Raw genomic sequence first — 26,373 nt, 5'->3', positions numbered from 1 at the left:
AGTTATTTTTCAGGCCGCCGCCATGCGCGCGAGGCGCTCGGAGGCCGGAGGGTGGGAATAGTAGAACTTGACGAACACCGGGTCGGGCGTGAGCGTCGATGCGTTGTCCTGGTAGAGCTTGAGCAGCGCAGCCGACAAGTCGGCGCCGCTGGTCTGCGCAATGGCATAGGCATCGGCTTCGAATTCGTGTTTGCGCGACAGTCGGGCGGGCAGGGGCGCGACGAAGAATCCGAACACCGGAACCGCGAGCATGAAAAGCAGCAGCGCAAGCGCATTGTTTGGCGCCGTTGCGGCCATATTGGGCTGCACCCCCAGGCCAGTGTAGAACCAGGCCTGCGTCGACACCCAGCCCAGAAGCGCGAAGCCCGCAAGGCTCAGCGCAAACATGGCCACCAGCCGCTTCACGATGTGGCGGTGCTTGAAGTGGCCGAGTTCATGCGCGAGCACGGCTTCCACTTCGCTTGCGTTGAGCTGGCGCAGCAGCGTGTCGTAGAACACCACGCGCTTGCTCGCACCAAAGCCCGTGAAGTACGCGTTGGCGTGGGCGCTGCGGGTGCTGCCGTCCATCACGAACAAGCCCTTGGCGGCAAAGCCGCAGCGCTTCATCAAGGCCGTCACGCGATCCTTGAGGTCGGGGTCGTCGAGCGGCTTGAACTTGTTGAACAGCGGCGCAATGAAGGTGGGATAGATCAGCATCCCCAGCAGGTTGAACCCCATCCACACGGCCCAGGCCCAGAGCCACCACGTGCTGCCCGCGGCGCCCATGAGCCAGAGGATCAGCGCGGCAATGGGCAGCCCGATCGCCGCGCCGAGCAGCGTCGACTTGACGGTGTCGCCGAGCCAGAGGCGAAAGGTCATCTTGTTGAAGCCGAAACGTTCTTCGAGCTTGAAGGTTTGCCAGAGCGTGAAGGGCAGCTCGAGCAGGCCACCGATGGCTGCGAACACCGCCAGCAGGGTCAACTGCTGCACCATGCCGCCGCCCAGCCAGGCCAGCAGCAGCCGATTCAGCACGTCGAGCCCGCCCAGCAGCGTCCAGCCCAGCAGCAAAGCGGTGCTCCATGCCATCTCGACCAGGCCGAAGCGCGCCTTGGCAATGGTGTAGTCGGCGGCCTTCTGGTGCGCGGCCAGGCTGATGGTGTGTTCGAAAGCGGCCGGTACGGCGCTCCGGTGCCGCGCCACGTGGCGTATCTGCCGCGAAGCGAGCCAGAACTTCACGAGCAGGCCCGCGACCAGTGCAGAGGCGAAGGCAGTGGTGAAGATGAGCGAATAGGACATGAGCGCCGAGTTTAGCCCTCGGGTCCGGCCGGTGCAGACCTTCGACGACAATCCAGCGATGCCCGAATCCCTTGACCCCACGATCGTCACGACCACGCCGGTCCTGAAGAAAAGCGACCAGAACCTGGTCTGGCTCGACTGCGAAATGAGCGGCCTCGACCCCGAAAAAGAGCGCTTGCTCGAGATTGCCGTGGTCGTCACCGGCCCCGACCTCACGCCCCGCATCGACGGCCCCGTGCTGGTCATCCACCAGAGCGACGAGGTGCTCGACGCCATGGACGCCTGGAACAAGGGCACGCACGGCCGCAGCGGCCTCATCGACAAGGTGAAGGCCTCCACGCTCGACGAAGCCGCGGCCGAGCAGCAGCTGCTGGAATTCATCGCCAAGTACATCCCGCGTAGCGGCTCGCCCATGTGCGGCAACACCATCGGCCAGGACCGGCGCTTCCTGGTCAAGTTCATGCCCAAGCTCGAGGCGTACTTCCACTACCGCAACCTCGATGTCAGCACCCTGAAGGAGCTGGCCAAGCGCTGGAAGCCCGCGGCCTACAACGCCTTCAAGAAGCAGCAGGCGCACACGGCTCTGGCCGACGTGCACGAATCCATCGAGGAACTCGCGCACTACCGGGAAACCTTTCTAAAACTCACGGATTAGGTAAAAACCCCGACCCGTGCCATAATCGAAGGCTTCGCTGATCCGGGTTGCCGGTATTTTTGGTTTTTCTGGTCAGCGTCTCTTGCATCTCCCTATCTTGCACACCGCGCCCGATCGCATTCGCTGATCAAAAAGGGCCGCAGCCTCCGGCGTAAGCCAGAAGCTGAATGTCGTTGGATGGTTGATGTTTTTAACCACCAACGGGGCGCCGCCTTCGGCAGCGCTCGCGTTTGAGATTGATATCTACATGACCGACGCTTTTGAAGCGCAGGGCGAGTTCGCGCCTGTGCAATCCACCAACAACAACGAATTCATCGCCACCGTGGACACCGTGTCCGAGGCGCCGATTCTCGAGGCGCTCGACGCAGCAGCCCCCGAAGCGGCCGTGGCCGAAGAACCCCGCCTGCCCAACGGCTTCATCAAGCTCGGCCTCGCGCCCGAACTGATCGCCGCCGTGGCCGACCTGGGGTTCACCCAGCCCACCACCGTGCAAGACAAGGTGATCCCGCTCGCCATGGGCGGTGAAGCCGGCCAGGACGGCAAGGCCCGTTTCGTCGACCTGATGGTCTCCAGCCAGACCGGCTCCGGCAAGACCGCCGCCTTCCTGCTGCCCGTGCTGCACACGCTGCTCAAGCGCCAGGCCGAAGCTGAAGCCGAAGCCAAGGCTGAATTCCAGCGCCTGGCCGCCGAAGCCGCCGCCCGCGGCGAAGCCGTGCCGAAGAAGCCGAAGCGCAAGGACCCGACCAACGCACGCCATTTCAAGGCCGCCACGCCCGGCGCCCTGATCCTGTGCCCGACGCGCGAACTCGCGCAGCAAGTTGCGCACGACGCCATCGAGCTGGTTCGCCATTGCCGGGGCCTGCGCGTTGCCAACGTGGTGGGCGGCATGCCCTACCAGTTGCAGATCGCCAAGCTGCAGAACGCCGACCTCGTGGTGGCCACGCCCGGCCGCCTGCTCGACCTGCAGCGCTCGTCGCAGCTCAAGCTCGACCAGGTCAAGTTCCTGGTGGTCGACGAAGCCGACCGCATGCTCGACCTCGGCTTCTCCGATGACCTGGCCGAAGTGAACCAGCTCACCATCGAGCGCCAGCAAACCATGATGTTCAGCGCCACCTTCGCGCCGCGCATCCAGCAGCTGGCCCAGCGCGTCATGCGCGAGCCGCAGCGCATCACCATCGACAGCCCGCAAGAAAAGCACGCCAACATCAAGCAATCGCTGTACTGGGCCGACAACAGCCAGCACAAGCGCAAGCTGCTCGACCACTGGCTGCGCGACACCAGCATCAACCAGGCGATCGTGTTCGCCAGCACGCAAGTCGAATGCGACGGCCTCGCCGGCGACCTGCAGCAAGAAGGCTTTAGCGCCGTGGCGCTGCACGGCGCCCTGAGCCAGGGCCTGCGCAACCGCCGCCTGATGGCGCTGCGCCAGGGCCAGGTGCAGATCCTGGTGGCCACCGACGTTGCCGCCCGCGGCATCGACGTGCCAACCATCACCCACGTCTTCAACTTCGGCCTGCCGATGAAGGCCGAGGACTACACCCACCGCATCGGCCGCACCGGCCGTGCAGGCCGCGATGGCCTGGCCATCACGTTTGCCGAATTCCGCGATCGCCGCAAGATCATGGACATCGAGCAGTACAGCCGCCAGCAGTTCAAGGCCGAAGTGGTTGCTGGCCTCGAGCCGCAGCAGCGCATGCCGCAATCGCGTCCCCCGATGGGCGAGTACCGCGGTGGCCGTGGTGACAACCAGTCGCGTGACCGCAAGTTCGGCAATGGCGGTGCAGGCGGCGGCGGTGGATACCGCGGCGGCAACAGCGGCGGCTACGCCGGTGCCAGCGGCTTCAACGACCGCAATGCACGTGGTCCGGCCCCGAGCCAAGGTCACCAGGGCCCGCGCGGCTTCCAGGGCGGCAACAACGCCGGCTTCGGCGGCAGCCGTGACGACGGCGGCAATGGCGGCGGTGGCGGTGGTTATGGCCGCAAGCCGGGCTGGGGCGACAGCGCTCCGCGCGGCGGCCATGGCCATGGCGGCGGCCGCGGCGACGGCGGTTTCGCGCCCCGCGAAGGCTTTGCACCCCGCGAAGGTTTTGCACCGCGCGGCAACGGCGCAGGCCATGGCGGCCCGGGCAAGGTGTTCGTGCCCCGTGACGCACAAAAGCGTGCGTTCAAGCCCACGCGCTGATCCATTTCGAAGCAGTCGATTGGCTGCCTCGCCCCAACATAAAGCCCGCGCTTCGCAAGAAGCGCGGGCTTTTTCATTGCGGGTTTCCGAGAGGCTCCCTGCAGCGGATTTTGATTGACACATGAATCGATGAAAAGTAATGTAATAGCGCATTGCTTCCCCGGTCCGCACCGCGGCCGCCGGTTCATCGACATCTGCTTTTCAAATTTCGAACATGAAAATCGCGATTCTTGGGGGTGGCCACGGCGCCTATGCGGCCGCCGCGGACCTGTCCGAAGCCGGCCACGAGGTGCGCCTCTGGCGCCGCGACGCAGCCGCTCTCGAGCCGGTCGTGCAAGCCGGCGCCATCACGCTGAAGGATGCCGATGGCGCGCGCGAGGTGCCGCTTGCGCTGGCCACGGCCGACATTGCCGCGGCGCTGAAGGGTGCAGAACTCATCGTCGTTCCCACGCCTGCCATCGCCCAGCACGACATCGCGCTTGCCATGGCACCGCACCTGGTCGACGGCCAGGTTGTCTTCCTGCCGCCGGGCACCTTCGGCAGCTACGTGATGGCAAGAACGGTGCGGCAGGCCGGCAACCGCGCCGACGTGGCCTGGGCCGAGACCGGCACCTTGCCGTACCTGGCGCGTAAGCACGGCGAGCGCGAAGTGAACGTCACGATCCGCGCCATCCGCCTGCCCACCGGCGTCTACCCGGCGCGAAAGGAGGCGGAAGCGATCGAGGTGATTCGCAGGGCCTACCCGGCGGTGCATGCCTGTGGCGATGCGCTCTCGGGCGCGCTCATGAACGCCGGCCCTGTCATCCACCCGCCGCTGATGGTGATGAACGCCGCCCCGCTGCAGCACTTCGAGCGCTGGGACATCCACAACGAAGGCACGCAGCGCGCCGTGCGCGACGTGACCGACCGGCTCGACCGCGAGCGCATCGCGGTGCGCGAGGCCTTCGGGCAGGGCGCGCCGCACTATCCGCTGGCTGACCACTACAACAACGACCAGTGGATGTACGGCGATGCGCACAAGCAGCTCGTCAAGTCGGGCGACTGGCGCGAGAACATCGACCTGCACACGCACCGCTACATCACCGAAGACACCGAGCTCGGGCTCGCGTTCCTCGCCTCGGCCGCGCGCCATGCGGGCGTGGATGCGCCCATTGCGCACGGCCTGCTGGCCATCGTCGGCGGCTTCCTCGGCCGCGAGCTCCGCTACGGCCCGCGCACCTTCGAAAGCCTGGGCCTCGCTGAACTGAGCGCGGCGCAGCTCAAGCAAAGGCTGCACGATGGCGAATGAGCCATTGCTGCCGCGATTCGCCGCCGTCGGTGCCGGCCGCATGGGGCGCGGCATCGCAATCGCATTCGCCTATGCCGGACACCGCATCTCGCTTGTCGACCTGCGCCAGCGCAGCGATGAAGCCTGGCAACGCCTGCAGGGCGAAGCCAGGTCCGAGATCGAAGCCAGCCTCGCGAGCCTGGCGCAGCTCGGCGTGATCGATGCGGCGCAGGTTCAGCGCATCGCCGAACGCGTGAGCTTCGTCAATGCCGCATCGGCCCCGCAGGCGCTGGCCGCCGCCGAACTGGTGTTCGAAGGCGTGCCCGAGACCTTGGACGCCAAACGCGAGGCCTTCGAGCATCTCAATCGCCATTGCCGCGACGACGCAATCCTGACCTCGACCACCAGCAGCATCCTCGTGACGCAGCTCGCGGCGCTAGTGCGGTTGCCCGGGCGCTTTCTCAACATGCACTGGCTCAACCCGGCCTACGTGATTCCGGTCGTGGAGCTCAGCTGCCACCCGGGCACCGATGCCGCCGTGCTCGCACGCACCAAGGCGCTGATGGAAGAGATCGGCAAGCTGCCCGTGGTCTGCGGTGCATCGCCGGGCTACATCGTGCCGCGGCTGCAGGCGCTGGTGATGAACGAGGCTGCGCGAATGATCGAGGAGGGGGCCGCCACCGCCGAGGAAATCGACAAGGCCACCCGCTACGGCCTGGGCCTGCGCTTCGCAGCGCTTGGCGTGGTCGAGTTCATCGACTTCGGCGGCTGCGACATCCTGCATCACGCGAGCCGCGAGATGTCGGCCTCGATCGACAAGGGCCGCTACACCGCACCGGGCATCGTCGATCGCATGGTCGAGGAAGGGCGGCTCGGCCTCAAGAGCGGCAGCGGCTTCTACGACTACAAGGGCCGCGACATTGCCGCCTACCGGCGCGACGTGCTCTCGCGCACGCTCGGCGAACTGAAGCATGCGGGCCTGTGGCGCGCAGCTGCCGACGAGACGCTGTCATGACCATCCGCCGCGCCTTTGCCGACCTGTCGGTGGGGCAGGTGCATTACGCGGCGTGCGGCGGTGCAGATGCGCCGGCCGTGTTGCTGCTGCATCAATCGCCGCGCAGCTGGGCCGAATACCGCGTCGTGCTCCCACTGATCGGCACGCGGTATCGCGCCATTGCCATGGACACCGCGGGCTTCGGCGACTCGTCGGACGGCGGCGTGCCGGCAAGCATTGCGCAATGGGCGCGCGTGGCGTGCGAGCTGCTCGATGCGCTGAACATCCGGCAGGCCGACGTGGTGGGCCATCACACCGGCGGCGTCGTGGCGATCGAGCTGGCCGCGGCCTTTCCTGATCGCGTGCGCGGCCTCGTGCTGTCGTCCACGCCGTACACCGGCGAAGCCTTTCGCATCGCCAGGGCCCAGAGGCCGCCCATCGACGAGGTGGCGCCAAGCGCCGATGGAAGCCATCTGGCCGCACTCTGGCAAAAGCGCCAGGGCTTCTATCCGCCGGGCCGCCCCGATCTCCTCGAGGCCTTCGTGCTCGACGCGCTGAAGGTCGGCCATCGCGTGGAGGAGGGCCATCGCGCCGTTGCGTCCTATCGCATGGAAGAGCGCATTGGCCGCGTGACCCAGCCCGCGCTCATCATCCGCGCCACCGGCGATCCGTTTGCCGCGCCGCATGCCATAGAGCTGCAGCACCATCTGCCGCAGGGGCGCATCGTCGACATCGAAGGCGGCATGGTGCCCTTGCCCGACCAGATGCCCGACGCCTTTGCACAGACCGTGCTCAGCTTCCTTTCAACCTTGCCATGAAAGCCATACGCATCCACGGTTTCGATGCCGCACCGGTGCTCGAAGAAATGCCCGATCCGGTGCAACGGCCCGGCCGCACCATCGTTCGCATGCAGGCCGCCACTGTTGGTCACATCGACCGCACCGTGTGGCGTGGCAGCTTCCTGCGCCATCCGCCGCTGCCCTACACGCCGGGCGTGGAGGCCGCGGGCATCGTCGTCGCGAGCGGCCGGTATACAGCCGGGCAGCGCGTGTGGCTGCGTGGCAGTGGCCTGGGCACGCTGTTCGACGGCACCTGGTGCGAGCAGATCGATGCACCCGATGAAGCGCTCGGCCCCTTGCCCGACGCATTGCCGATGACGCTCGGTGCCGCATTTTTCTCGCCCACCACGTCGGCGTGGGTGGCACTGCATCAAGTCGCCAAGCTGCAAGCCGGCGAGCGGGTGCTGGTGACGGGCGCGAGCGGTGCGGTGGGTTCTCTCGCTGTGCAGCTGGCGCGCGAATTTGGCTGCACCGTGGCGGCAGTCGATCCACAGGCCGAGGCTCCGGCAAACGCAAGTGCGGACCTGCTGATCGACACGGTCGGCGGCAGCGTTCTTTCGTCGGTGCTGCCTGCCGTGCGGCCCGGTGGCCGCGCTGTGCTCATCGGCTACACGGCGGGCCCTACGCTGCAGCTCGACATCGCCCATTTTCTGCAGTGCGACGTCGCGCTGCTGCCGCTCAACATGTTCAGACGCGAAGCCGAAGGCCGCGCGGCGGTACCCGGTTTGCTCGAGCGGCTGGCCGACGGCCGCCTGCATCTCGACGTGCACAGCTTCGCCTTTGCCGATGCCGCCATGGCGCTCGACTGGATCGCGCAGCGCGGCCATCGTGGCCGCGCGGTGCTGATTCCTTAGTCTTCTTCCGGCCCCTCGACCGGCACATGCACGTGCAAGTCGATCATCTGCCGCAGGGTCTGCTTCAGCTCTTCGGCGCGACGGAGGCCGAAGGGTTCGAGCACGCGCCGCTCATGGTCGCGCGCGAGATCCATCAGGTGCTCTACCGCCTTCAGCCCCTTGCGCGTGATGCGCACCAGCGTGATGCGGCGATCACTTTCATGGGGCAGCCGCTCGACCTGTCCGCGTGCTTCCATGCGGTCGAGCAGGCGCGTCACCGTCGGCTGCTTGGTCACGGTCAGCTGTGCGAGCTGCCCGATGCTGATCGGCTCGCTGCCCGCGAGCGACGCCATCACGCGCCACTCCGACACCGAGAAACCCTGCTGCCGCGCCACCTCGTGGAACTCCGAGGAGATCAGCTGGCTGGCCTGCGCCAGCAGCGCCGGCAGGTAGTCATCGACGAAGCGATGCGGTTCGGGCGGCTGCTCAGCCATGAAGGCACCTCATGGCCATGCGCCTCACGCCAACGGCAGGCACGCAGATTGCATGTCTAGGGTAATTCATGATTGTGGATACATTCATTTGTCAACATTATAGGAACCACGGTGCAGCAGCTTGCTCGCATCGTCCCACGAGAGAGAACAAGGACCCACATGGCTGAGCGTTCGTTCGTCGAAGAAGTCAAGAAGCTACGGCTTTCCGGTGGCGAGGTATTTCGCGGTGAAGGCATTCTGGCGGTCACCAAGGCCCTCCTCGAATCGGGGGTTTCCTATGTGGCCGGCTACCAGGGCGCGCCCATCTCGCACCTGATGGACGTGCTGGCCGATGCGCAGGACATTCTTGCGGAGCAGGGCATCCGCTTTGAGAACAGCGCGAGCGAAGCTACGGCGGCCGCCACGCTGGCTGCGTCGGTCAACTACCCGCTGCGCGGCGCCGTCACCTTCAAGGCCACCGTGGGCACCAACGTGGCGTCCGACGCACTGGCCAACCTCGCCTCGGGTGGCGTGACCGGCGGCGCGCTGATCATCGTGGGCGAAGACTACGGTGAAGGCTCATCGATCATGCAGGAGCGCAGCCATGCGTTCGCGATGAAGTCGCAGATCTGGCTGCTCGATCCGCGTCCCAACCTGCCGAGCATCGTCGATGCGGTGAAGACGGGCTTCGATCTTTCCGAGGCCAGTAACACGCCCGTGATGCTCCAGCTGCGCATCCGCGCCTGCCACGTGCACGGCCACTTCATCGCCGGTGACAACAAGCGCGCGAAGTTCACGCTGAAAGACGCGCTCGAGAACCCGCAGCGCGACGTCGGCCGCATCGTGCTGCCGCCCGCGAGCTTCGTGCACGAGCAGGAAAAGGTGAAGGACCGCTGGCCCGCCGCCGTGCGCTTCATCGAGGAGCGCAAGCTCAACGAGTTCTTCTCGGAAGACGCCGACGACATCGGCATCATCGTTCAGGGCGGTAGCTACAACACGCTGCTGCGCGCGCTGGAGCGGCTCGGCCTGGCCGACGTGTACGGCAACACGCAGGTGCCCCTCTATGTGATGAACGTGGCCTACCCTGTCATCGAGAGCGAGGTGATCCGGTTTTGCGAAGGCAAGCGCGCGGTGCTGATCGTGGAAGAAGGGCAGCCCAACTTCGTCGAGCAGAACCTCGCGACCATCTTGCGCCAGGCCGGCTCGCCCACCGCACTTCACGGCAAGGACATGCTGCCGGTGGCCGGCGAGTACACCGCCTCCGAACTGCTGAAGGGCGCGCGCACTTTCTGCGAGCGCTACGAGCGCCTGGCGCCGCTGCCTGTCAAGGTGGCCGAGCGCAAGGTGATCCCGCTCAAGGAAGTGGCCGCCATCGGCGTCGATGGCGCGCCCGAGCCGGCATTGCCGTCCTCGTCGCTCGGCGAAGTGGTGCATGCGCGTCCTCCAGGTTTTTGCACCGGTTGCCCGGAGCGGCCGATCTTCAGCGCGATGAAGCTGGTCGAGCGCGAGCTCGGCGCGCACCACGTGAGCGCCGACATCGGCTGCCACCTGTTCTCCATCCTGCCGCCCTTCAATATCGGCAACACCACCATGGGCTACGGCCTTGGCGGGGCCGGTGCGGCGGCGCTCAATGCGCCGGCCGGAAAGCGCGCTATCTCGATGATGGGCGACGGCGGCTTCTGGCACAACGGCCTCACCAGCGGCGTGGCCAACGCGGTCTTCAATAAAAGCGACAACCTCACCATCGTCGTCGACAACAACTACACCTCGGCCACAGGCGGGCAGGACATTCTCTCGTCGAATGCCGTCAACAAGACGCGCAGCACCGGCCACGAGATCGAGCGCGCGGTTCGCGGCGTGGGCGTCGAATGGGTGAAGACGCTGCGCCGCACTTATGACGTGGCCGGCATGCGCGATGCGCTGAAAGAAGCGCTCACCACGACGAAGAAGGGTCCCAAGGTCCTCATCGCGCAGTCGGAATGCATGCTCAACAAGCAGCGCCGCGAAAAGCCGCTGGTGCGCAAGGCCATCGCAGACGGCAAGCGCATGGTGCGCGAAAAGTTCGGCGTCGATTCCGACACCTGCACCGGCGACCACTCGTGCATCCGTCTCTCGGGCTGCCCCTCGCTTTCGATCAAGCCCAACCCCGATCCGCTGCGCACCGATCCGGTTGCGACCGTGCTCGACAGCTGCGTCGGCTGCGGGGTCTGCGGCGAGGTCTCGCATGCCGCGGTGCTGTGCCCCTCGTTCTACAAGGCGCAGATCGTCAGCAACCCGAGCCGCTGGGACCTGCTGCGCGAGCGCGTGCGCGCCGCCGTCATCGGCTGGCTGCAGCGCGGCGAGGCGCGCCGCCGCGAAGCCTATGCCTTCTGAAGCAATGACGAACAAGCCACAGCCCATCAAGATCGCAATCCTCGCCATGGGCGGGGAGGGCGGCGGCGTGCTGGCCGATTGGATCGTCGACATGGGCGAGGCCAACGGCTATGTCGCGCAGACCACCTCTGTGCCCGGCGTGGCGCAGCGCACTGGCGCCACCATCTACTACGTCGAGCTGTATCCCCTGGCGCAGGCCGAGGCAGACGGCGGGAAGCCCGTGCTGGCACTGATGCCCTTGCCGGGTGACGTTGACGTGGTGCTCGCATCGGAACTCATGGAAGCCGGCCGTGCCGTGCAACGCGGGCTGGTCACGCGTGACCGCACCACGCTCATCGCATCGACGCACCGTGTGTTCTCCATCGCGGAGAAGAGCGCGCTCGGAGATGGCCGCGTCGACAGCGCGCAGCTGCTCGCGCACACCGGCAGGGCGGCCAAGCGCTTCATCCGTTTCGACATGGCGCAAGCGGCCGAAGCTTCGGGCAGCGTGATCAGCGCCGTGCTGTTCGGTGCGCTGGCGGGATCCGGCGTGCTGCCGTTCAGCCGCGCGCAGTTCGAGGCCACCATCGAGCGCGGTGGCGTAGGGGTCAAGCCCAGCCTGAAGGCGTTTGGTGCGGCGTTTGCGCGAGCCCAGGGTGGCGACGATGGCGAGACGCCGCCGGAGCCGGTTGTCGCCACGCCAGTGCCGCAACCTCGCCACCCCGCGGTGCGCGCGCTGGTCGAACGCGTGCAGCACGGTTTCCCGCTCGCTGCACAAGACTTCTTGCTCGAAGGCGTGCGTCGCCTCATCGACTACCAGGATCCGGCCTACGCGGCCTTGTACCTCGACCGCATGGCCGCCATCGCCACGCTGCCCGGAAGCGACGATCACCGACTGCTGCGCGAAACCGCACGACACCTTGCACTGTGGATGTCCTACGAAGACACCGCCCGCGTCGCCGCGCTCAAAACCCGCGCCACCCGCTTCGAGCGCGTGCGCGGCGAGGCCCGCGTGCAGCCGGGGCAGGTGCTCGCCATCAACGAATACATGCATCCGCGACTGCAGGAAATCTGCGAGACGCTGCCGGGCGGCATCGGCCGCTGGCTCATGAACTCAACGCTGCCGAAGAGGATCGTCGAGGGCTTCACGCAGCACGGCCGTGTGATCCAGACCAGTTCGCTGCATGGCTATCTGATGCTGCGCACCGTGGCGGCATGCAAGCGCTGGCGCCGCTCGACGATGCGCTACGCGGAAGAAAACCGCCGCATCGAAGAGTGGCTTCAACGCATTGCCGCCACGGCCCAGCGCAACCCCGAGCTGGCCGTCGAGCTGGCCCAGTGCCAGCGCCTCGTCAAGGGCTACAGCGACACGCACGAGCGCGGTATCCGCAACTACGACACCGTGATGCGCGCGGTCGAGCGTGCCGGCACGGCGCTCGCGCCTGCCACCTTGCGCGAACTGCGCGACGCGGCGCTCGCCGACGAACACGGCCACAAGCTGCAAGCCGCGCTGGCGCAGCACGCCCTGGCCTGAAGAGACCACGCACGATGACTGCTCCCACCGCCACCCTTCAGCTTCGCGTTGCCGAAGCGCGCGAACTCAATCCGCTGATCCGCATGCTGCGGCTGCGCGCGGAAGATGGCCGCGCATTGCCCGGCTTCGCGGCCGGTGCCCACATCCGCGTGCAGGTGACGCTGCCCGACGGCAAGACCGACTGGCGCCACTACTCGCTGATCAACTTCGCGACGGCGCGCAACGCCACCAACGCGCCGACGGAATATGTCATTGCCGTGCGCAAGGAGGCCGAAGGCCGTGGCGGCTCGCGCTTCATGCACGAGCAGTTGAAAGAGGGCGACACCCTTGCCATCGAGCCGCCGAAGAACGACTTTCCGCTGCACACCGGCCCCGGTGGCACGGTGCTGGTAGCAGGCGGCATCGGCATCACGCCACTCGCCACCATGGCGGCACGGCGCCGCGCCGAAGGGGCGCCGGTGCGCCTGCACTACGCAGGCCGCAGCCGCGACCTGATGGCCTTCCTGCCCGAGCTGCAGGCGCTCCTGGGCGACGACCTGCGCGTGCATGCCGACGCCGAAGCCGGCACGCCGCGGGCCGTCGATGCGTTGCTCGACGGCGTCCCCACCGGCGACCGCCTCTACGTTTGCGGCCCCAAGGTCATGCTCGACGCCGTGCTCGCCCGCGCCCAGGCGCGCGGCTGGGAACACGACCGCGTGCACTTCGAGCTGTTTACCGAACCGGTCGTGGAAGAGGGTGACCAGCCCTTCGAGGTGGAGCTGGCGCAATCGGGCCAGCGCTTCACCGTGCCGGCCGACCAGAGCATCCTCGATTGCCTGATCGAGAACGGCTGCGACCCCATGTTCGACTGCAAGCGCGGCGAATGCGGCGTATGCGCTACCCCTGTGCTCGAAGGCGAGATCGACCACCGCGACTACGTGCTGACCGCACGAGAGAAGGCGGAAGGCACCGTCATGCAGATCTGCATCTCGCGCGCCAAGGGCGCACGTCTGGTGCTCGACATCTGAAGCAAGGAGCCACGAGAACCATGACCTCGTACCGAGACAACCCGGAAGTGGTCCGCGCGTTGGTGCAGAACGACCGCGTGCATCGCGACCTGTACATCAGCCAGGAATTGTTCGAGCTGGAGCAGGAGCACTTCTTCGCCAACACCTGGAACTACGTCGGCCACGAGAGCCAGCTGCCCAAGCCGGGCGACTGGATCAGCAACGAGATTGCTGGCCGGCCGCTGATCGTGGTGCGCCACACCGACGGCAGCGTGCGCGCGATGATGAACCGCTGCGCCCACAAGGGCTCGCGGCTCGTGAGTGGGCCCTGCGGCAACACCGGCAAGTTCTTTCGCTGCCCCTATCACGCCTGGACATTCAAGACCGACGGCTCGCTGCTCGCCATCCCGCTGAAGACCGGTTACGAGTACACCGCGCTGCACGAGTGCGAATCGGCCAAGGGGCTCATCACGCTGAAGCACGTGCGCAGCTACCGCGGCTTCATCTTCGTGAAGGTCAACGATGCGGGGCCGGACTTCGACGAATACTTCGGCGACTCGCTGAGTTCCATCGACAACATGGCCGACCGATCGCCAGAAGGCGAACTCGAGATCGCGGGCGGATGCCTGCGCTTCATGCACCAGTGCAACTGGAAGATGTTCGTGGAGAACCTCAACGACACCATGCACCCGATGGTGGCGCATGAATCGTCGGCCGGCACCGCCAAGCGCATGTGGGCGGACAAGCCCGAGGACGAACCCAAACCCATGGCGGTGGAGCAGTTCGTGCCTTTCATGTCCGACTACAAGTTCTTCGAGGACATGGGCATTCGCACCTACGACCACGGCCACAGCTTCACGGGTGTGCACTTCAGCATCCACAGCAAGTACAAGGCGATTCCCGCGTACGACGACTCCATGAAGGCGCGCTACGGCGAGGAAAAGACCGCGCAGATCCTGGGCATGGCGCGGCACAACACGGTGTACTACCCGAACCTCACGATCAAGGGCGCGATCCAGGCGATCCGCGTGGTGAAGCCGATCTCGGCCGACAAGACGCTGATCGAGAGCTGGACCTTCCGCCTGAAGGGCGCGCCGCCCGAACTGCTGCAGCGCACCACCATGTACAACCGGCTCATCAACTCACCGTTCTCGGTGGTGGGGCACGACGATCTGCAGGCGTATCGCGGCATGCAGGCCGGGCTGCACGCGAGCGGGAACGACTGGGTCAGCCTGCATCGCAACTACGATCCGTCGGAGCTGAAAGGCGGCGAGATCACGACCGGCGGCACCAACGAACTGCCGATGCGCAACCAGTACCGCAGCTGGGTGCAGCGCATGACGGAGACGATGTGATGGCCGCCGTCGAAATCACCCGCCAGGACCTGATCGACTTCGTCGTGAACGAAGCGCACCTGCTCGACACGCGCCGCTATGAAGAATGGAACGCGCTTTTCACCGACGACGCGTTCTACTGGATTCCACTGGTGCCCGATCAGGAAGATGGCATCAACCACACCTCGCACCTGTACGAAGACAAGCTGCTGCGCGAGCTGCGCATCGAGCGCCTGAAGAGTCCGCGCGCGTTCTCGCAGCAGCCGCAAAGCCGTTGCCACCATCTGCTGCAAATGCCGGTGGTCGAAACGCTCGATGCCGAAGGCAACCGCTTCGTGGTGCGCACCGAGTTTCACTACACCGAATCGCAGGGCGATGAGCTTCAGTTCTATGTCGGCACCTTTTTCCATCACCTCACGGTGCAGAACGGCGCGTTGCGCATGACGCTCAAGCGCGTGAACCTACTCAACTGCGACGCGGCCTTGCCGGCCGTGCAGCTCTTCATCTAGGGACGCGATGCCACACGTCACCGTCCATCAAGTCTTTGCGGCCACCGCGGCGCGCACGCCGCAGGCCGAGTTCTTGTTCACCGAGTCGGTGACCGCTTCAGCCTACGGCATCCCGGCCGGCGTCATCCGATGGGGCGAGGCAGCGGCCGAAGTCGAGCGCCTGCGCACTGCCTATGCGAAAGCCGGCTACGGCCACGGCCATCGCGTGGGCCTGCTGCTGGAGAACAGGCCGGCCTTCCTCTTTCACTGGTTCGCGCTCAACGCGCTGGGCGTAAGCGTCGTGCCGATCAATGCCGAAATGCGATCGGCAGAACTGGTCTACCTGATCGGCCATAGCGAAATCGGTCTCGCAGTCACGCTGCCCGAGCGCGCGAGCGATCTGCTCGCAGCCGCGGCACAAGCAGGCGTGCCCTTCGAGACCATGGGGCCTGATGACGCCGTGCCGAAAGCGAAGACCACCGCGCCACGCGCCCACGAGCCGATTAGCGTCCACACCGAATGCGGCCTGCTCTACACCTCCGGCACCACGGGCCGGCCCAAGGGCTGCATCCTGAGCAACGCGTACTTCCAGCGCGCTGGCGAGTGGTATGCCGCGCTCGACGGCGTCTGCAGCATCCGCCCTGATGCCGAACGCGTCATCACGCCGCTGCCGCTCAACCACATGAACGCGATGGCGTTCTCCACCATGGTGGTGCTGGTGGCAGGCGGCTGTCTGGTGCAGCTCGACCGCTTCCACCCGAAGACCTGGCTCGCAAGCGCCCGAGAAAGCGGCGCGACCATCGTGCATTACCTTGGCGTGATGCCCGCGATGCTGCTGTCGGCACCGCCGTCTGCCGCAGACCGCGACCATGCGATCCGCTGGGGCTTCGGCGCTGGCGTGGACCGCAAGAACCATGCGCCGTTCGAGAAGCGCTTCGGCTTCCCGCTGGTCGAGGCCTGGGCGATGACCGAGACCGGCGCGGCCGCCTGCATCATGGCCAACCGGGAGCCGCGCCTCGTGGGCACGAGCTGCTTCGGGCGGCAGGAAGATTTTGTTCAGATCCGCCTCGTGGGCGAGGATGGCAACGACGTCGACATCGATGCGCCGGGCGAACTGCTCGTCCGCTCCACGGGCAGCGACCCGAAACGCTACTTCTTCTCCGGCTATCTGAAGGACGAGGAAGCGACGCGCGAGGCCTGGGCCGATGGCTGGTTCCGCACCGGCGACCTCGTGCGCCGCGATGCCGAGGGCAACTTCTTCTTCGTCGACCGCAAGAAGAACGTGATCCGCCGCAGCGGCGAGAACATCTCGGCCGTGGAGGTCGAGAGCGTGCTCAACCAGCACCCGGCCGTGAAGACCTCGGCGGTGGCCGCCACGCCCGATGCGGTGCGCGGCGACGAGGTGCTGGCCTGCATCGTGATGCGCGAGGGCGCCGATGCCTCAGAACGCGCACAGATCGCTGCCAGCATCGTAGAACACGCGCTCGCACAACTGGCGTACTACAAGGCGCCGGGCTATGTGGCTTTCGTCGATGCGCTGCCACTCACGCCTTCGCAAAAGATCCAGCGCGGCCAGTTGCGCGAGATGGCGCAGTCGCTGCCGGGGCAGGGCCATTGCATCGACACCCGTTCGATGAAAAAGAGGCAGACATGACGAAGCAACGGCTTTCCTACGAAGGCGTCGCGGTCGCCGTGCCCGTCACCGTGCCCTACGTGCGCTACTCCACGCGCACCGCGCACTGGTTCATCGGACAGGCGATCGAGGCGCTGGTCCACGCCAGCGGCGTGGTCAAGGAGCAGATCGATGGCCTCTGCCTCAGCAGTTTCTCGCTAGCGCCCGACACGGCCGTGGGCGTGACGCAGCACCTAGGTCTGTCGCCGCGCTGGCTCGACCATGTGCCCACCGGCGGTGCCTCGGGCGTGATGTGCCTGCGCCGCGCCGCGCGTGCGGTACAGGCGGGTGATGCCGACATCGTGGCCTGCGTGGGTGCGGATACCAACCATGTCGACTCCTTCCGCCAGACGCTCGGCAGCTTCAGCAACTTTGCGCGCGATGCGAGCTACCCCTACGGTTCCGGCGGGCCCAACTCGATCTTCGCCTTCATCACTGCCAACTACATGCGCACCTATGGCGCGAAGCGCGAAGACTTCGGCCGCATCTGCGTGGACCAGCGCATCAATGCGCTCGGCAATCCGAACGCGATGTTCAAGAAGCCGCTAACGCTGGAGGAGTACATGGCCGCTCGGCCGATCTCCGATCCGATTCATCTGTTCGACTGCGTGATGCCGTGTGCCGGCGCCGATGCGTTCCTGGTGATGAGCGAGGAGCGCGCGCGCGACCTGGGCTTGGCGCACGTCGCGATCCGCGGCGCCATCGAGCGCCATAACGCCTATGCCGAAGACCCGGTGATGGTGCAGGGCGGCTGGCGCAAGGACCGCGACGACTTGTATGCGCAGGCCGGCGTGCGGCCCGCAGCGCTCGACTTTGTCCAGACCTACGACGACTACCCGGTGATTGTGATGATGCAGTTCGAGGACCTGGGTTTCTGCGAGAAGGGCGAAGGCCCCGCCTTCGTGCAGTCGCACACCATGACCTTCGACGGTAGCTTTCCGAACAACACCAGCGGCGGCCAGCTCTCGGCCGGGCAGGCCGGCGCGGCGGGCGGCTTCCTCGGCATGGTCGAGGCGATCCGCCAACTGACCGACCAGGCCGGCAAGCGCGCAGTGCCCGATGCGCAACTGGGCCTCGTTGCCGGCTTCGGCATGGTGACCTACGACCGTTGCCTGTGCACAGGCGCGGTGATCCTGGGGAGACCCGCATGACGATGCCGATGATGCGCCCCCCGCGCAAGAACCCGGTGCTGCGTACCCGGCAGATGAACCTGCCGCCCGGCGCGCGTGGCCGCGTGGCGCTCGGCCTCACGGCCGCCGCCGCCGAAGGCCGCTTCGAGCTGCAGACCTGCGAGGACTGCGGCACGGTGCAGTACCCGCCGCGCGAGGTTTGCCACAAGTGCCTCTCCGCTGCGCTGCGTTGGCGCGCGCAAAGCGGCGAGGGCGAACTGCTCGGCAGCACCACGCTGCACCACAGCAACGACCTGTTCTTCCGTGAGCGACTGCCCTGGCGGCTGGGCCTCGTGCATCTGGACGCCGGACCCACGCTCATGGTCCACCTGCACGGCGAGGTTGGCGATGCGCCCCAGCGCGTGCGGGTCGGAGCCCGGCTCGACCGAGCGGGCCAGGCCGTTCTCATTGGTTTTCCGAACGAAGGGAGTGCCCATATGGCCGACGACAAGATGCTCCGTGAAATGACCAGCGACCCCAAGTTCCGCAAGGCGCTGGTGACCGACGGCAAGACCGAGGTGGGCCAGGCCCTCGTGCGCGCGCTGGTGAAGGCCGGCGCCGACATCGTCTGGGTCGGCCATGCCGAGCCCTGGAAGAAGCTCGGCGACGGCCTGGACGACATCTCCGCGCTGCCGCAGGTCACGCTGGTGCCGCTCGACCTGACCAACGGCCGGCAGGTGACCGAGCTTGCGGGCTCCATCGGCGGCAAGGTCGACATCGTCATCAACAACGCCGAGGTGCACCGCACCTTCGGCATCGGCGCACGCCGTGGCACCGACGTGGCCAAGGCCGAAATGGACATCAACTACTTCGGCCTGCTGCGCCTCGCGCAGGAGTTTGGCCCCGCGCTCAAGGGCCGCTCGGCCGACGGCGCGACGGGCGCGACCGCGTGGGTCAACCTGCTGTCGATCTACGCGCTCAGCAACTTTCCGCCGCACGGCACCTTCAGTGCGTCGAAGGCGGCTGCGCATTCGCTCGCGCAATGCCTGCGCGCCGAGATGCGGCCGGCCGGCATCCGCGTGATCAACGTGTTCCCCGGGCCCATCGACGACGAGTGGAACCAGCACACGCCACCGCCCAAGCTGGCGCCCACCGCGCTGGCCAACGCCATCGTCAAGGCATTGCGCGATGGCGTCGAAGACGTGTACCCCGGCGACGTGGCGCAGGAGTGGCTGGAGCGCTGGCGCGACAACCCCAAGGTGCTCGAACGCGAGCTGGCCGCAGGCGGCTGAGAACAGGAGCCACACGATGACGACAACGACCGAACTGATGTCCGCCGCCGAGATCCTCGGCGGCCTCGTGACCGCCATGGCGAGCGGTCGCATCCGCGTGATCGACCTCACGCAGACGCTCACGCCCGAGTTCCCGCAGATCGCGCTGCCGCCCGAGATGGGCCAGTGCTGGCCCTTTCGCATCGAGGAAGTGTCCAAGTACGACGAGCGCGGCCCGGGCTGGTACTGGAACAACTTTTCCTGCGGCGAGCACACGGGCACGCACTTCGACGCGCCGATCCACTGGATCTCGGGCCGCGACCTGCCGAACAATTCCGTCGACACGATTCCCGTGCAGCACTTCGTGGCCCCTGCCTGCGTGATCGACTGCTCGGCCGATGCGCAGGCGAACGACGACTACCTGCTAAGCGTGGCCGACATCGAGCGCTACGAAGCCGCGCACGGCCGCATCCCGAAGGGCGCGTGGGTGCTGATGCGCACCGACTGGTCCAAGCGCAGCGACCCGGCGGCCTATCAGAACTTCGACGAGACCGGCCAGCACACGCCCGGCCCGAGCACCGAGGCCGTGCGCTTCCTGGTAGAGCAGCGCGACGTGCTGGGCTTCGGCTCCGAGGCCATCGGTACCGATGCGGGGCAGGGCTATCACCTGCGGCCGCCGTATCCGTGCCATTACTACATGCACGGTGCGGGCCGCTATGGACTGCAGTGCCTGAGCAACCTCGACCTGCTGCCGCCATCGGGCGCAGTGCTGATCTGCCCGCCGCTCAAGATCGAGAAGGGCAGTGGCAGTCCGCTGCGCGTGCTGGCACTCGTGGGAGCATCGCTATGACTCGCTGCCGCGGTATTGGCTTTGGCTCCTTCTCCCGCTTGCGGGAGAAGGCGGGGGATGAGGGCTCTGTGCCTTGCGCTCGCCCTCACCCCAGCCCTCTCCCGCGTGCGGGGGAGGGGGCAAGACAGGGAGCGCGCGCATGAACAAGGTAGCAGCCGTCACCGGCGGCAGCGCCGGCATCGGCAAGGCGATCTGCGAAGACTTGCTCGCGCAGGGCTACGAGGTGGTGTCGCTCGCGCGCCGCAAGTCCGAGATCGAACATCCGAAGCTGCACAGCATCGAGGTCGACCTGAGCGACCGTGCCGCTACCGGCGAAGCGGTGCGCGAACTGGTCGAACGCTTTGCGCCGACCACCATCGTCCACAACGCGGGCGTGATCCGGGCCGCGCTGCTGCCCGAAGTCAAGCTCGACGATCTCGATGCGCTGGTCGACCTGCATCTGGGTTGCGCAATCCAGCTCGTGCAAGGCGCATTGCCTGCGATGCGCGCACGGCGGTTCGGCCGTGTGGTGCTGCTGTCGTCGCGCGCCGCGCTGGGGCTGGCCACGCGCACCAGCTATTCCGCGACGAAGGCCGGCATGCTGGGCATGGCGCGCACCTGGGCGCTCGAGCTCGCCGCGGATGGCATCACGGTGAACGTGGTGGCACCCGGCCCGATTCGAACCGACATGTTCTACGACGTGGTGGAGGCCGGCAGCGAGAAGGAACGCGCGCTTGCGGCTTCCGTGCCCGTCAAGCGGCTCGGCGAATCGGGCGACGTGGCGCGCGCGGTGCGTTTCTTTGCCGACCCGGCCAGCAGCTTCATCACCGGGCAGGTTCTCTACGTGTGCGGCGGCACCAGTGTCGGCAGCCTCGCCCTCTAGTCATTCAGCGTTCGTCACGTTCATTCCTTACTTCTGGAGCATCGCCATGAAAGTCCTGAACCGATTCCGTGCCCTCGCGGGCATTGCTGCAGCCTTTGGAGCGCTGGGCGCCGCGGGCGCATGGGCCGCCGATCTCAAGGTCGGTTTCATCACCTCGTTGTCGGGACCGGTGTCGTCGCTCGGCATTCCCTATGAGAAGGGCATGAAGGCCGCCATCGCCTACAAGTCGAAGGTGGGCGGCCGGAAGATCCAGCTGGTGCAGCTCGACGATGCGTCCGACCCTTCCACGGCCGCGCGCAACGCCCGCAAGATGATTGACGAGGACAAGGTCGACGTCATCATCGGTACGGCAGGATCGCCCGGCGCGCTGGCCATTGCCGGCGTGGCGCGCGAAACCAAGACGCCGCTGATCTCGATCGCCAACGCCAACCTGCCGGGCGAGGAGGGCGCATGGATGGTGACGCTGCCGCAGCCTGCACCATTGATGGTGAGCGCGGTGGTCGATCGCATGAAGAAGTCAGGCGTGAAGACGGTCGGCTACATCGGTTTCTCCGATGCCTGGGGCGACCTGGTGTACGACGCGCTGCAAAAGAGCGCGGAGCCTGCCGGCATCAAGATCGTGTCGAATGAGCGCTATGCGCGCGCCGATTCGTCGGTGACGGGCCAGGTGCTGAAGATCGTCGCGCTGCGCCCCGATGCGGTGATCACCGGTACCTCGGGCACGCCCGGCGCGCTGCCCTACCTGGCGCTCGCGGAGCGCGACTACAAGGGCCAGATCTACGGCATGCATGCGCTCATCAACCCGGACTTCGTGCGCGTGGGCGGTACATCTGTCGAAGGCCTGCTCGCACCCACCGGCCCGGTGATCGTGGCCGAGCAACTGCCGAACGAGAACCCGATCCGCAAGGTGTCGATGGATTTCCGCGCGGCCTACCAGAAGGCCAACGGCGTGCCGCCGACCGATGCCTTCTCTGCCTACAGCTTCGATGCATGGCTCCTGTACCTGGACGCGGCGCAGCGCGCGCTTGCGACCAAGGCCGAGCCGGGCACGCCGCAGTTCCGCCTGGCGCTGCGAGACGCCATCGTGAGCACCAAGGAGCTCGTGGGTACGCACAGCGTCTACAACTTCAAGCCGAACGATCGGTATGGATCGGACGAGCGTTCGCGTGTGGTGGTCAAGCTTGAAAAAGGCCAGTGGAAGCTGGTTCCCTGACATGAAAAAACTCACTCGATTTCTTGGCGCCACCGCGGTTGCGCTGGCCGCCGCGCAGGCCATGGCGGCCGACCTCAAGATCGGCTTCATCAGCTCGCTTTCGGGCCCGGTGGCCGCATTGGGCGTGCCGTATGAAAAGGGCATTCGCGCTGCCATTGCGGAGCGTCCGGAGATCGGCGGCCGCAAGGTCCAACTGATCGTGCTCGATGATGCCTCCGACCCCACCACAGCTGGCCGCAACGCGCGCAAGCTGGTGACGGAGGACAAGGTCGACGTGCTGATCGGTACCTCGGGCGTGCCGGGCGCAATGGCTATCGCTTCGGTAGCGCGCGAACTCAACACGCCGCTGATCTCGCCGACGCCAGTCACCATTCCGGGCGCCGAAGGCGCGTGGACGGTGACGGTGTCGCAGCCGTTCCCACTGATGGTCGCGGGTGTGGTCGACCGCATGCAGAAGTCCGGCGTGAAGACGGTGGCCTTCATCGGATTTTCCGACGCGCTCGGCGACCTGGCGTACGACTCGCTCGTGAAGAGCGTCGAGAAGGCCGGCATCAAGGTGGTGGCGAACGAGCGCTACGCGCGCAGCGATTCGTCGGTCGCCGGGCAGGTGCTGAAGATCGTCGCCACCCGGCCCGACGCGGTGTTTGCCGGCAACTCGGGCACACCCGGCGCGCTGCCCTACATCGCACTGGCCGAGCGCGGCTACAAGGGCAAGATCTACGGGACGCACGGGCTCATCAACGCCGACTTCGTGCGCGTAGGCGGCAACTCGATCGAGGGCCTGCAAGTGCCCAGTGGCCCTGTGCTGGTGGCCGATCAGCTGCCCGACAGCAACCCGATCAAGAAGGTGTCGATGGGCTTTCGCAACGCCTATCAGAAGGCGAACGGCTCGATGCCCACCGATGCTTTCTCGTCGTACACCTACGACGCCTATCTGCTTCTGGCCGATGCAGTTTCGCGCACCAAGGGCGAGCCGGGCACGCCGCAATATCGCACGGCGCTTCGCGACGCCATCGTGGCGACCCGCGAGCTGGTGGGTACACACGGCATCTACACCTTCAAGCCCGACGACCGCTACGGCTCCGATCAGCGCGGCGTGGTGATCGTGCAGATGAACAAGGGCCAGTGGAAGCTGGTGCCCTGAAATAAGCCCGAGCACGCCGATGACCAGCTACCGCCATCATCCCGATCGCATTGCCGCCCTGGTGCAGCACGACCGCGTGCACCGCGACCTCTACCTGAGTGATGAGATCTTCGCGCTCGAACAGGAGCATCTGTTCGCGACCACCTGGGTGTTTCTCGGCCATGCGAGCCAGGTGCCGGAGGCGGGCGACTTCGTGGCGCAAGACATTGCGGGACGGCCGTTGCTCATGGTGCGGCAGCCCGATGGCGCGGTGCACGTGCTCTACAACCGCTGTGCGCACAAGGGCACGCAGCTGGTGACGGACGAGTGCGGCAACACCGGCCGCTTCTTTCGCTGCCCGTACCACGCGTGGACTTACAAGCTCGATGGCGCGCCGCTCGGCCTGCCGCTGAAGAACGGCTACGAGGGCACGCAGCTCAAGGCCTGCGAGTCGGGGCAGGGGCTCTCGGTGGTGAAGCACGTGAAGGTGTATCGCGATTTCGTGTTCGTGCGCTTGTCCGATGCGGGCCCTTCCTTCGAGGACTATTTCGGCGAGGTGCTGGGCGCCATCGACAACATGGTCGACCGCTCGCCCGAGGGCAAGCTCACTGCCGGTGGCGGCGTGCTTCGCAATATCGTGCACTGCAACTGGAAGATGTACCTCGAGAACATCAACGACACGGTGCACCCGATGTCGACGCATGAGTCGGCCACCAAGGCGGCCGAGGCGCTGTGGGAAGGCCGCGCGCCGCACGATGCCAAGCCGATGGCAATGGAGCAGATCCTGCCATTCGGTTCGGGCTACGAGTTCTTCGACAAGATGGGCGGCCGTGTGTTCGCCAACGGCCACAGTGTGCTGGGCGTCAACTTCAGCATCCATTCCAATTACGCGCAGCTGCCCGAGTACGAGGCCGCGATGCGCGCCGCGCATGGCGAAGAGCGCGCGGCCGAGATATTGCAGCGCTCGCCCCAGAACTCGGTCTTGTATCCGAGCCTTTCGGTCAAGGGCTCGCCGCAGGCCATCCGGGTGATCCGTCCGCTGGCCGCGAACCGCACGCTCATCGAGGCCTGGAGCTTTCGCGCGGCAGGTGCGCCCGCGCTGCTGTTCGAGCGCGCGATGGGCTACAACCGGCTGGTGTTCTCGCCGATGTCGGTGGTCGCGCACGACGACGTGCATCTGTTCGAGAGCATCCAGCAGGGCCTGCGCGCCGGTGGCAACGAATGGGTGAGCCTGCATCGCAACTACGACCCGGCCGAACTCGCGCAAGAGACGATCACCACCAACGGCACCAACGAGCTGCTCATGCGCAACCAGTTCCGCGCCTGGGCGAAGTCGATGGCGGCGGGCATGGAGGCCGCGGCATGAACGGCGACCCGCGCGATTTTGCCGCCCACGAAGCAGCGCTGCTCGACGAGCGCCGCCTCGACGACTGGTTGGCCCTGTTCGCCGAAGACGGCCACTACTGGGTGCCGCTGCTCGGCGCGGCGCAGACGGATCCGTTCTCGTACAACTCCCTGGCCTACGAAGACCGGCTGCTGCTGCAGCTGCGAGTCGATCGCCTGAAGAACCCGCGTGCGCATTCGCAGCATCCGGCAAGCCACAGCCAGCATGTGCTGCAGCCTTCGCGCATCGAGCACGAGTCGGCCGGCGAAGTGCGGTTGCGCACGCCCTTCATCTACATAGAAGCGCGCGGCGAAAGCCAGGTCCTGCTGGCCGGCACCGCTCGTCACCACCTCGTGCGCACGACCACGGGCTGGGCCATTCGCGAGAAGCGCATCGACCTGCTCGACGCTGGCCGCGCGTTGCCTGCGGTCCAGTTGTTCATCTGAGTTTTCCCGTTCATTCCATCCTTCCTCACTGGAGCTACGACATGAAGAGCCTGATGCAGACCTTGACGCGCGGTGCCCTCGCCGCGGCACTGACCGCCTGTGGCGTTGCGAGCGCGTTAGCGGCCGACCTCAAGGTCGGCTTGAGCGTGTCGCTGTCGGGGCCCAACTCCTCGCTGGGCGTGCCGTATGCCAAGGGCATGCAGGCCGCGCTGGCCTACAAGCCGGAGATCAATGGCCGCAAGGTGCAGCTCATCGTGCTGGACGACGGCTCCGACCCGACCACCGCCGGGCGCAATGCGCGCAAGCTCATCGAGGAAGACAAGGTCGACGTGCTCATGGGAACTTCGGGCGTGCCTGCCGCCATCGCGATGGCGCAGGTGGGCAAGGAGGCCAAGGTGCCGATGATCGGCCTCACCCCCATCCTGCTCGATCCCAATGAGAACCCCTGGGTCGTGACGGTGGCGCAGCCCACCCAGCTGATGATCGATGCGGTGGTCGAGCGCATGAAGCGCAACAACGTGAAGACCGTCGGCTACATCGGCTTTACCGATGCATGGGGCGACCTGGTCTACAACGCGCTCATGAAGGCCGCGCCCGAGGCCGGCATCAAGGTGGTGAGCAACGAGCGCTACGCGCGCGCTGACGCCTCGGTGACCGGGCAAGTGCTGAAGATCGTGGCGCTGCGGCCCGACGCGGTGATGACTGGCGGCGCCGGCACGCCGGGTGCGCTGCCGTTCCTTGCGCTGCAGGAGCGCGGCTACAAGGGCGGGGTGTATGGCCAGCACGGCCTGATCAACCCGGACTTCGTGCGCGTGGTCAGTGCTTCGGGACAGAACGCGCTGATGCCCACCGGTCCGGTGATCGTCGCCGAACAGCTGCCGGACAACTATCCGACCAAGAAGATCGCGACCGACTTCCGAGCCGCGTTCCAGAAGGTCAACAACGCGCCCACCAGCGACGCCTTCTCGGCCTATTCCTTCGACGGCTGGCTGGTGTTTGCGGATGCCGCATCGCGCGCCATGAAGAAGGCGGAGCCGGGCACGGCGGAGTTTCGCGTCGCATTGCGCGACGCCATCTTCAGCACCAAGGAAGTGGTGGGCACACACGGCGTGTACAGCTTCAAGCCCGGCAGCCTCTACGGCGTGGACGAACGCGCCCGCGTGATCGTCAAGCTCGACAACGGCCAATGGAAGCTCGCACCTTGAACCGCTTCATGCCAACGACCACGATT

General features: G+C 66.4%; 23 protein-coding genes. 21 read left to right on the top strand and 2 right to left on the bottom strand.

Features of this window, described 5'->3' with window-relative positions:
• Nucleotides 1–9: 9 nt before the first annotated feature.
• Nucleotides 10–1,275 (bottom strand): M48 family metallopeptidase, encoded by a 1,266-nt coding sequence (locus ASC78_RS08970; RefSeq protein WP_055799532.1) that lies wholly within the window; start codon nt 1,273–1,275, stop codon nt 10–12.
• A gap of 58 nt (nt 1,276–1,333) precedes the next feature.
• Between ASC78_RS08970 and orn the strand changes: the two genes are divergently transcribed.
• From orn to ASC78_RS08940, 6 genes are all read left to right on the top strand, one after another.
• A complete protein-coding gene (orn, locus tag ASC78_RS08965) occupies nt 1,334–1,930 on the top strand; it encodes an oligoribonuclease (protein ID WP_055799690.1) in 597 nt (198 codons plus the stop codon).
• Nucleotides 1,931–2,177: 247 nt separating this feature from the next.
• Entirely contained in the window at nt 2,178–4,112 is a 1,935-nt protein-coding gene (locus tag ASC78_RS08960; RefSeq protein WP_055799529.1) for a DEAD/DEAH box helicase, read from the top strand.
• 214 nt (nt 4,113–4,326) lie between these two features.
• On the top strand, nt 4,327–5,400 hold the full coding sequence (locus ASC78_RS08955; protein WP_055799525.1) for an NAD/NADP octopine/nopaline dehydrogenase family protein: 1,074 nt from the start codon (nt 4,327–4,329) through the stop codon (nt 5,398–5,400).
• A complete protein-coding gene (locus ASC78_RS08950) occupies nt 5,390–6,394 on the top strand; it encodes a 3-hydroxybutyryl-CoA dehydrogenase (protein WP_055799523.1) in 1,005 nt (334 codons plus the stop codon). Before ASC78_RS08955 ends, ASC78_RS08950 begins: the two co-directional genes overlap by 11 nt.
• The gene (locus tag ASC78_RS08945; RefSeq protein ID WP_055799520.1) at nt 6,391–7,191 is read left to right on the top strand and encodes an alpha/beta fold hydrolase; all 801 of its coding nucleotides are present in this window, start codon (nt 6,391–6,393) and stop codon (nt 7,189–7,191) included. The genes ASC78_RS08950 and ASC78_RS08945 overlap by 4 nt, the downstream gene beginning before the upstream one ends.
• On the top strand, nt 7,188–8,066 hold the full coding sequence (locus ASC78_RS08940) for a quinone oxidoreductase family protein (protein ID WP_055799516.1): 879 nt from the start codon (nt 7,188–7,190) through the stop codon (nt 8,064–8,066). The genes ASC78_RS08945 and ASC78_RS08940 overlap by 4 nt, the downstream gene beginning before the upstream one ends.
• Here ASC78_RS08940 and ASC78_RS08935 read toward each other — a convergent pair.
• Nucleotides 8,063–8,539: a MarR family winged helix-turn-helix transcriptional regulator gene (locus ASC78_RS08935; protein ID WP_055799513.1), complete on the bottom strand. Its 477-nt coding sequence runs from the start codon at nt 8,537–8,539 to the stop codon at nt 8,063–8,065. The genes ASC78_RS08940 and ASC78_RS08935 overlap by 4 nt on opposite strands.
• 159 nt (nt 8,540–8,698) lie before the next feature.
• Between ASC78_RS08935 and ASC78_RS08930 the strand changes: the two genes are divergently transcribed.
• From ASC78_RS08930 to ASC78_RS08860, 15 genes are all read left to right on the top strand, one after another.
• Nucleotides 8,699–10,891: a thiamine pyrophosphate-dependent enzyme gene (locus ASC78_RS08930; protein ID WP_055799510.1), complete on the top strand. Its 2,193-nt coding sequence runs from the start codon at nt 8,699–8,701 to the stop codon at nt 10,889–10,891.
• Nucleotides 10,892–10,895: 4 nt separating this feature from the next.
• On the top strand, nt 10,896–12,404 hold the full coding sequence (locus tag ASC78_RS08925; RefSeq protein WP_055799507.1) for an indolepyruvate oxidoreductase subunit beta family protein: 1,509 nt from the start codon (nt 10,896–10,898) through the stop codon (nt 12,402–12,404).
• A gap of 14 nt (nt 12,405–12,418) precedes the next feature.
• Nucleotides 12,419–13,411 (top strand): PDR/VanB family oxidoreductase, encoded by a 993-nt coding sequence (locus ASC78_RS08920; RefSeq protein ID WP_055799504.1) that lies wholly within the window; start codon nt 12,419–12,421, stop codon nt 13,409–13,411.
• 20 nt (nt 13,412–13,431) lie between these two features.
• The gene (locus tag ASC78_RS08915; RefSeq protein ID WP_055799502.1) at nt 13,432–14,745 is read left to right on the top strand and encodes an aromatic ring-hydroxylating dioxygenase subunit alpha; all 1,314 of its coding nucleotides are present in this window, start codon (nt 13,432–13,434) and stop codon (nt 14,743–14,745) included.
• Nucleotides 14,745–15,233: an aromatic-ring-hydroxylating dioxygenase subunit beta gene (locus ASC78_RS08910; RefSeq protein ID WP_055799499.1), complete on the top strand. Its 489-nt coding sequence runs from the start codon at nt 14,745–14,747 to the stop codon at nt 15,231–15,233. Before ASC78_RS08915 ends, ASC78_RS08910 begins: the two co-directional genes overlap by 1 nt.
• Before the next feature lie 7 nt (nt 15,234–15,240).
• Nucleotides 15,241–16,866: an AMP-binding protein gene (locus ASC78_RS08905; protein WP_055799497.1), complete on the top strand. Its 1,626-nt coding sequence runs from the start codon at nt 15,241–15,243 to the stop codon at nt 16,864–16,866.
• Nucleotides 16,863–18,035, top strand: a complete 1,173-nt coding sequence (locus ASC78_RS08900) for a thiolase family protein (protein WP_055799493.1) — start codon at nt 16,863–16,865, stop codon at nt 18,033–18,035. Before ASC78_RS08905 ends, ASC78_RS08900 begins: the two co-directional genes overlap by 4 nt.
• The gene (locus ASC78_RS08895) at nt 18,032–19,285 is read left to right on the top strand and encodes an SDR family NAD(P)-dependent oxidoreductase (protein ID WP_055799490.1); all 1,254 of its coding nucleotides are present in this window, start codon (nt 18,032–18,034) and stop codon (nt 19,283–19,285) included. The genes ASC78_RS08900 and ASC78_RS08895 overlap by 4 nt, the downstream gene beginning before the upstream one ends.
• Before the next feature lie 16 nt (nt 19,286–19,301).
• A complete protein-coding gene (locus ASC78_RS08890) occupies nt 19,302–20,114 on the top strand; it encodes a cyclase family protein (RefSeq protein ID WP_055799487.1) in 813 nt (270 codons plus the stop codon).
• A gap of 139 nt (nt 20,115–20,253) precedes the next feature.
• Nucleotides 20,254–20,976, top strand: coding sequence for an SDR family NAD(P)-dependent oxidoreductase (locus ASC78_RS08885; RefSeq protein ID WP_055799484.1), 723 nt, complete (start codon nt 20,254–20,256; stop codon nt 20,974–20,976).
• A gap of 46 nt (nt 20,977–21,022) precedes the next feature.
• Nucleotides 21,023–22,189 carry an ABC transporter substrate-binding protein gene (locus ASC78_RS08880; RefSeq protein WP_055799481.1) on the top strand — a complete coding sequence of 389 codons (1,167 nt, stop codon included), beginning with the start codon at nt 21,023–21,025 and terminating at the stop codon, nt 22,187–22,189.
• A 1-nt stretch (nt 22,190) separates the two neighbouring features.
• On the top strand, nt 22,191–23,333 hold the full coding sequence (locus ASC78_RS08875; protein ID WP_055799478.1) for an ABC transporter substrate-binding protein: 1,143 nt from the start codon (nt 22,191–22,193) through the stop codon (nt 23,331–23,333).
• Between the two features lie 19 nt (nt 23,334–23,352).
• Nucleotides 23,353–24,678: an aromatic ring-hydroxylating dioxygenase subunit alpha gene (locus ASC78_RS08870; protein ID WP_055799475.1), complete on the top strand. Its 1,326-nt coding sequence runs from the start codon at nt 23,353–23,355 to the stop codon at nt 24,676–24,678.
• Nucleotides 24,675–25,142, top strand: coding sequence for an aromatic-ring-hydroxylating dioxygenase subunit beta (locus tag ASC78_RS08865; protein ID WP_055799472.1), 468 nt, complete (start codon nt 24,675–24,677; stop codon nt 25,140–25,142). Before ASC78_RS08870 ends, ASC78_RS08865 begins: the two co-directional genes overlap by 4 nt.
• A 41-nt stretch (nt 25,143–25,183) precedes the next feature.
• The gene (locus ASC78_RS08860) at nt 25,184–26,347 is read left to right on the top strand and encodes an ABC transporter substrate-binding protein (protein WP_055799468.1); all 1,164 of its coding nucleotides are present in this window, start codon (nt 25,184–25,186) and stop codon (nt 26,345–26,347) included.
• Nucleotides 26,348–26,373 lie beyond the last annotated feature (26 nt).

It is taken from the genome of Variovorax sp. Root318D1 (assembly GCF_001424835.1).
Taxonomy (GTDB): Bacteria; Pseudomonadota; Gammaproteobacteria; order Burkholderiales; family Burkholderiaceae_C; genus Variovorax.
Note: the sequence above shows the minus strand (reverse complement) of the source record. Positions and strands in the feature narration are given on the sequence as shown.

Bases quoted from the DNA above. Each gene is read 5' to 3' on its own strand.
- ASC78_RS08970 (WP_055799532.1), bottom strand. From the start codon at position 1,275: ATGTCCTATTCGCTCATCTTCACCACTGCCTTCGCCTCTGCACTGGTC.
- orn (WP_055799690.1), top strand. From the start codon at position 1,334: ATGCCCGAATCCCTTGACCCCACGATCGTCACGACCACGCCGGTCCTG.
- ASC78_RS08960 (WP_055799529.1), top strand. From the start codon at position 2,178: ATGACCGACGCTTTTGAAGCGCAGGGCGAGTTCGCGCCTGTGCAATCC.
- ASC78_RS08955 (WP_055799525.1), top strand. From the start codon at position 4,327: ATGAAAATCGCGATTCTTGGGGGTGGCCACGGCGCCTATGCGGCCGCC.
- ASC78_RS08950 (WP_055799523.1), top strand. From the start codon at position 5,390: ATGGCGAATGAGCCATTGCTGCCGCGATTCGCCGCCGTCGGTGCCGGC.
- ASC78_RS08945 (WP_055799520.1), top strand. From the start codon at position 6,391: ATGACCATCCGCCGCGCCTTTGCCGACCTGTCGGTGGGGCAGGTGCAT.
- ASC78_RS08940 (WP_055799516.1), top strand. From the start codon at position 7,188: ATGAAAGCCATACGCATCCACGGTTTCGATGCCGCACCGGTGCTCGAA.
- ASC78_RS08935 (WP_055799513.1), bottom strand. From the start codon at position 8,539: ATGGCTGAGCAGCCGCCCGAACCGCATCGCTTCGTCGATGACTACCTG.
- ASC78_RS08930 (WP_055799510.1), top strand. From the start codon at position 8,699: ATGGCTGAGCGTTCGTTCGTCGAAGAAGTCAAGAAGCTACGGCTTTCC.
- ASC78_RS08925 (WP_055799507.1), top strand. From the start codon at position 10,896: ATGACGAACAAGCCACAGCCCATCAAGATCGCAATCCTCGCCATGGGC.
- ASC78_RS08920 (WP_055799504.1), top strand. From the start codon at position 12,419: ATGACTGCTCCCACCGCCACCCTTCAGCTTCGCGTTGCCGAAGCGCGC.
- ASC78_RS08915 (WP_055799502.1), top strand. From the start codon at position 13,432: ATGACCTCGTACCGAGACAACCCGGAAGTGGTCCGCGCGTTGGTGCAG.
- ASC78_RS08910 (WP_055799499.1), top strand. From the start codon at position 14,745: ATGGCCGCCGTCGAAATCACCCGCCAGGACCTGATCGACTTCGTCGTG.
- ASC78_RS08905 (WP_055799497.1), top strand. From the start codon at position 15,241: ATGCCACACGTCACCGTCCATCAAGTCTTTGCGGCCACCGCGGCGCGC.
- ASC78_RS08900 (WP_055799493.1), top strand. From the start codon at position 16,863: ATGACGAAGCAACGGCTTTCCTACGAAGGCGTCGCGGTCGCCGTGCCC.
- ASC78_RS08895 (WP_055799490.1), top strand. From the start codon at position 18,032: ATGACGATGCCGATGATGCGCCCCCCGCGCAAGAACCCGGTGCTGCGT.
- ASC78_RS08890 (WP_055799487.1), top strand. From the start codon at position 19,302: ATGACGACAACGACCGAACTGATGTCCGCCGCCGAGATCCTCGGCGGC.
- ASC78_RS08885 (WP_055799484.1), top strand. From the start codon at position 20,254: ATGAACAAGGTAGCAGCCGTCACCGGCGGCAGCGCCGGCATCGGCAAG.
- ASC78_RS08880 (WP_055799481.1), top strand. From the start codon at position 21,023: ATGAAAGTCCTGAACCGATTCCGTGCCCTCGCGGGCATTGCTGCAGCC.
- ASC78_RS08875 (WP_055799478.1), top strand. From the start codon at position 22,191: ATGAAAAAACTCACTCGATTTCTTGGCGCCACCGCGGTTGCGCTGGCC.
- ASC78_RS08870 (WP_055799475.1), top strand. From the start codon at position 23,353: ATGACCAGCTACCGCCATCATCCCGATCGCATTGCCGCCCTGGTGCAG.
- ASC78_RS08865 (WP_055799472.1), top strand. From the start codon at position 24,675: ATGAACGGCGACCCGCGCGATTTTGCCGCCCACGAAGCAGCGCTGCTC.
- ASC78_RS08860 (WP_055799468.1), top strand. From the start codon at position 25,184: ATGAAGAGCCTGATGCAGACCTTGACGCGCGGTGCCCTCGCCGCGGCA.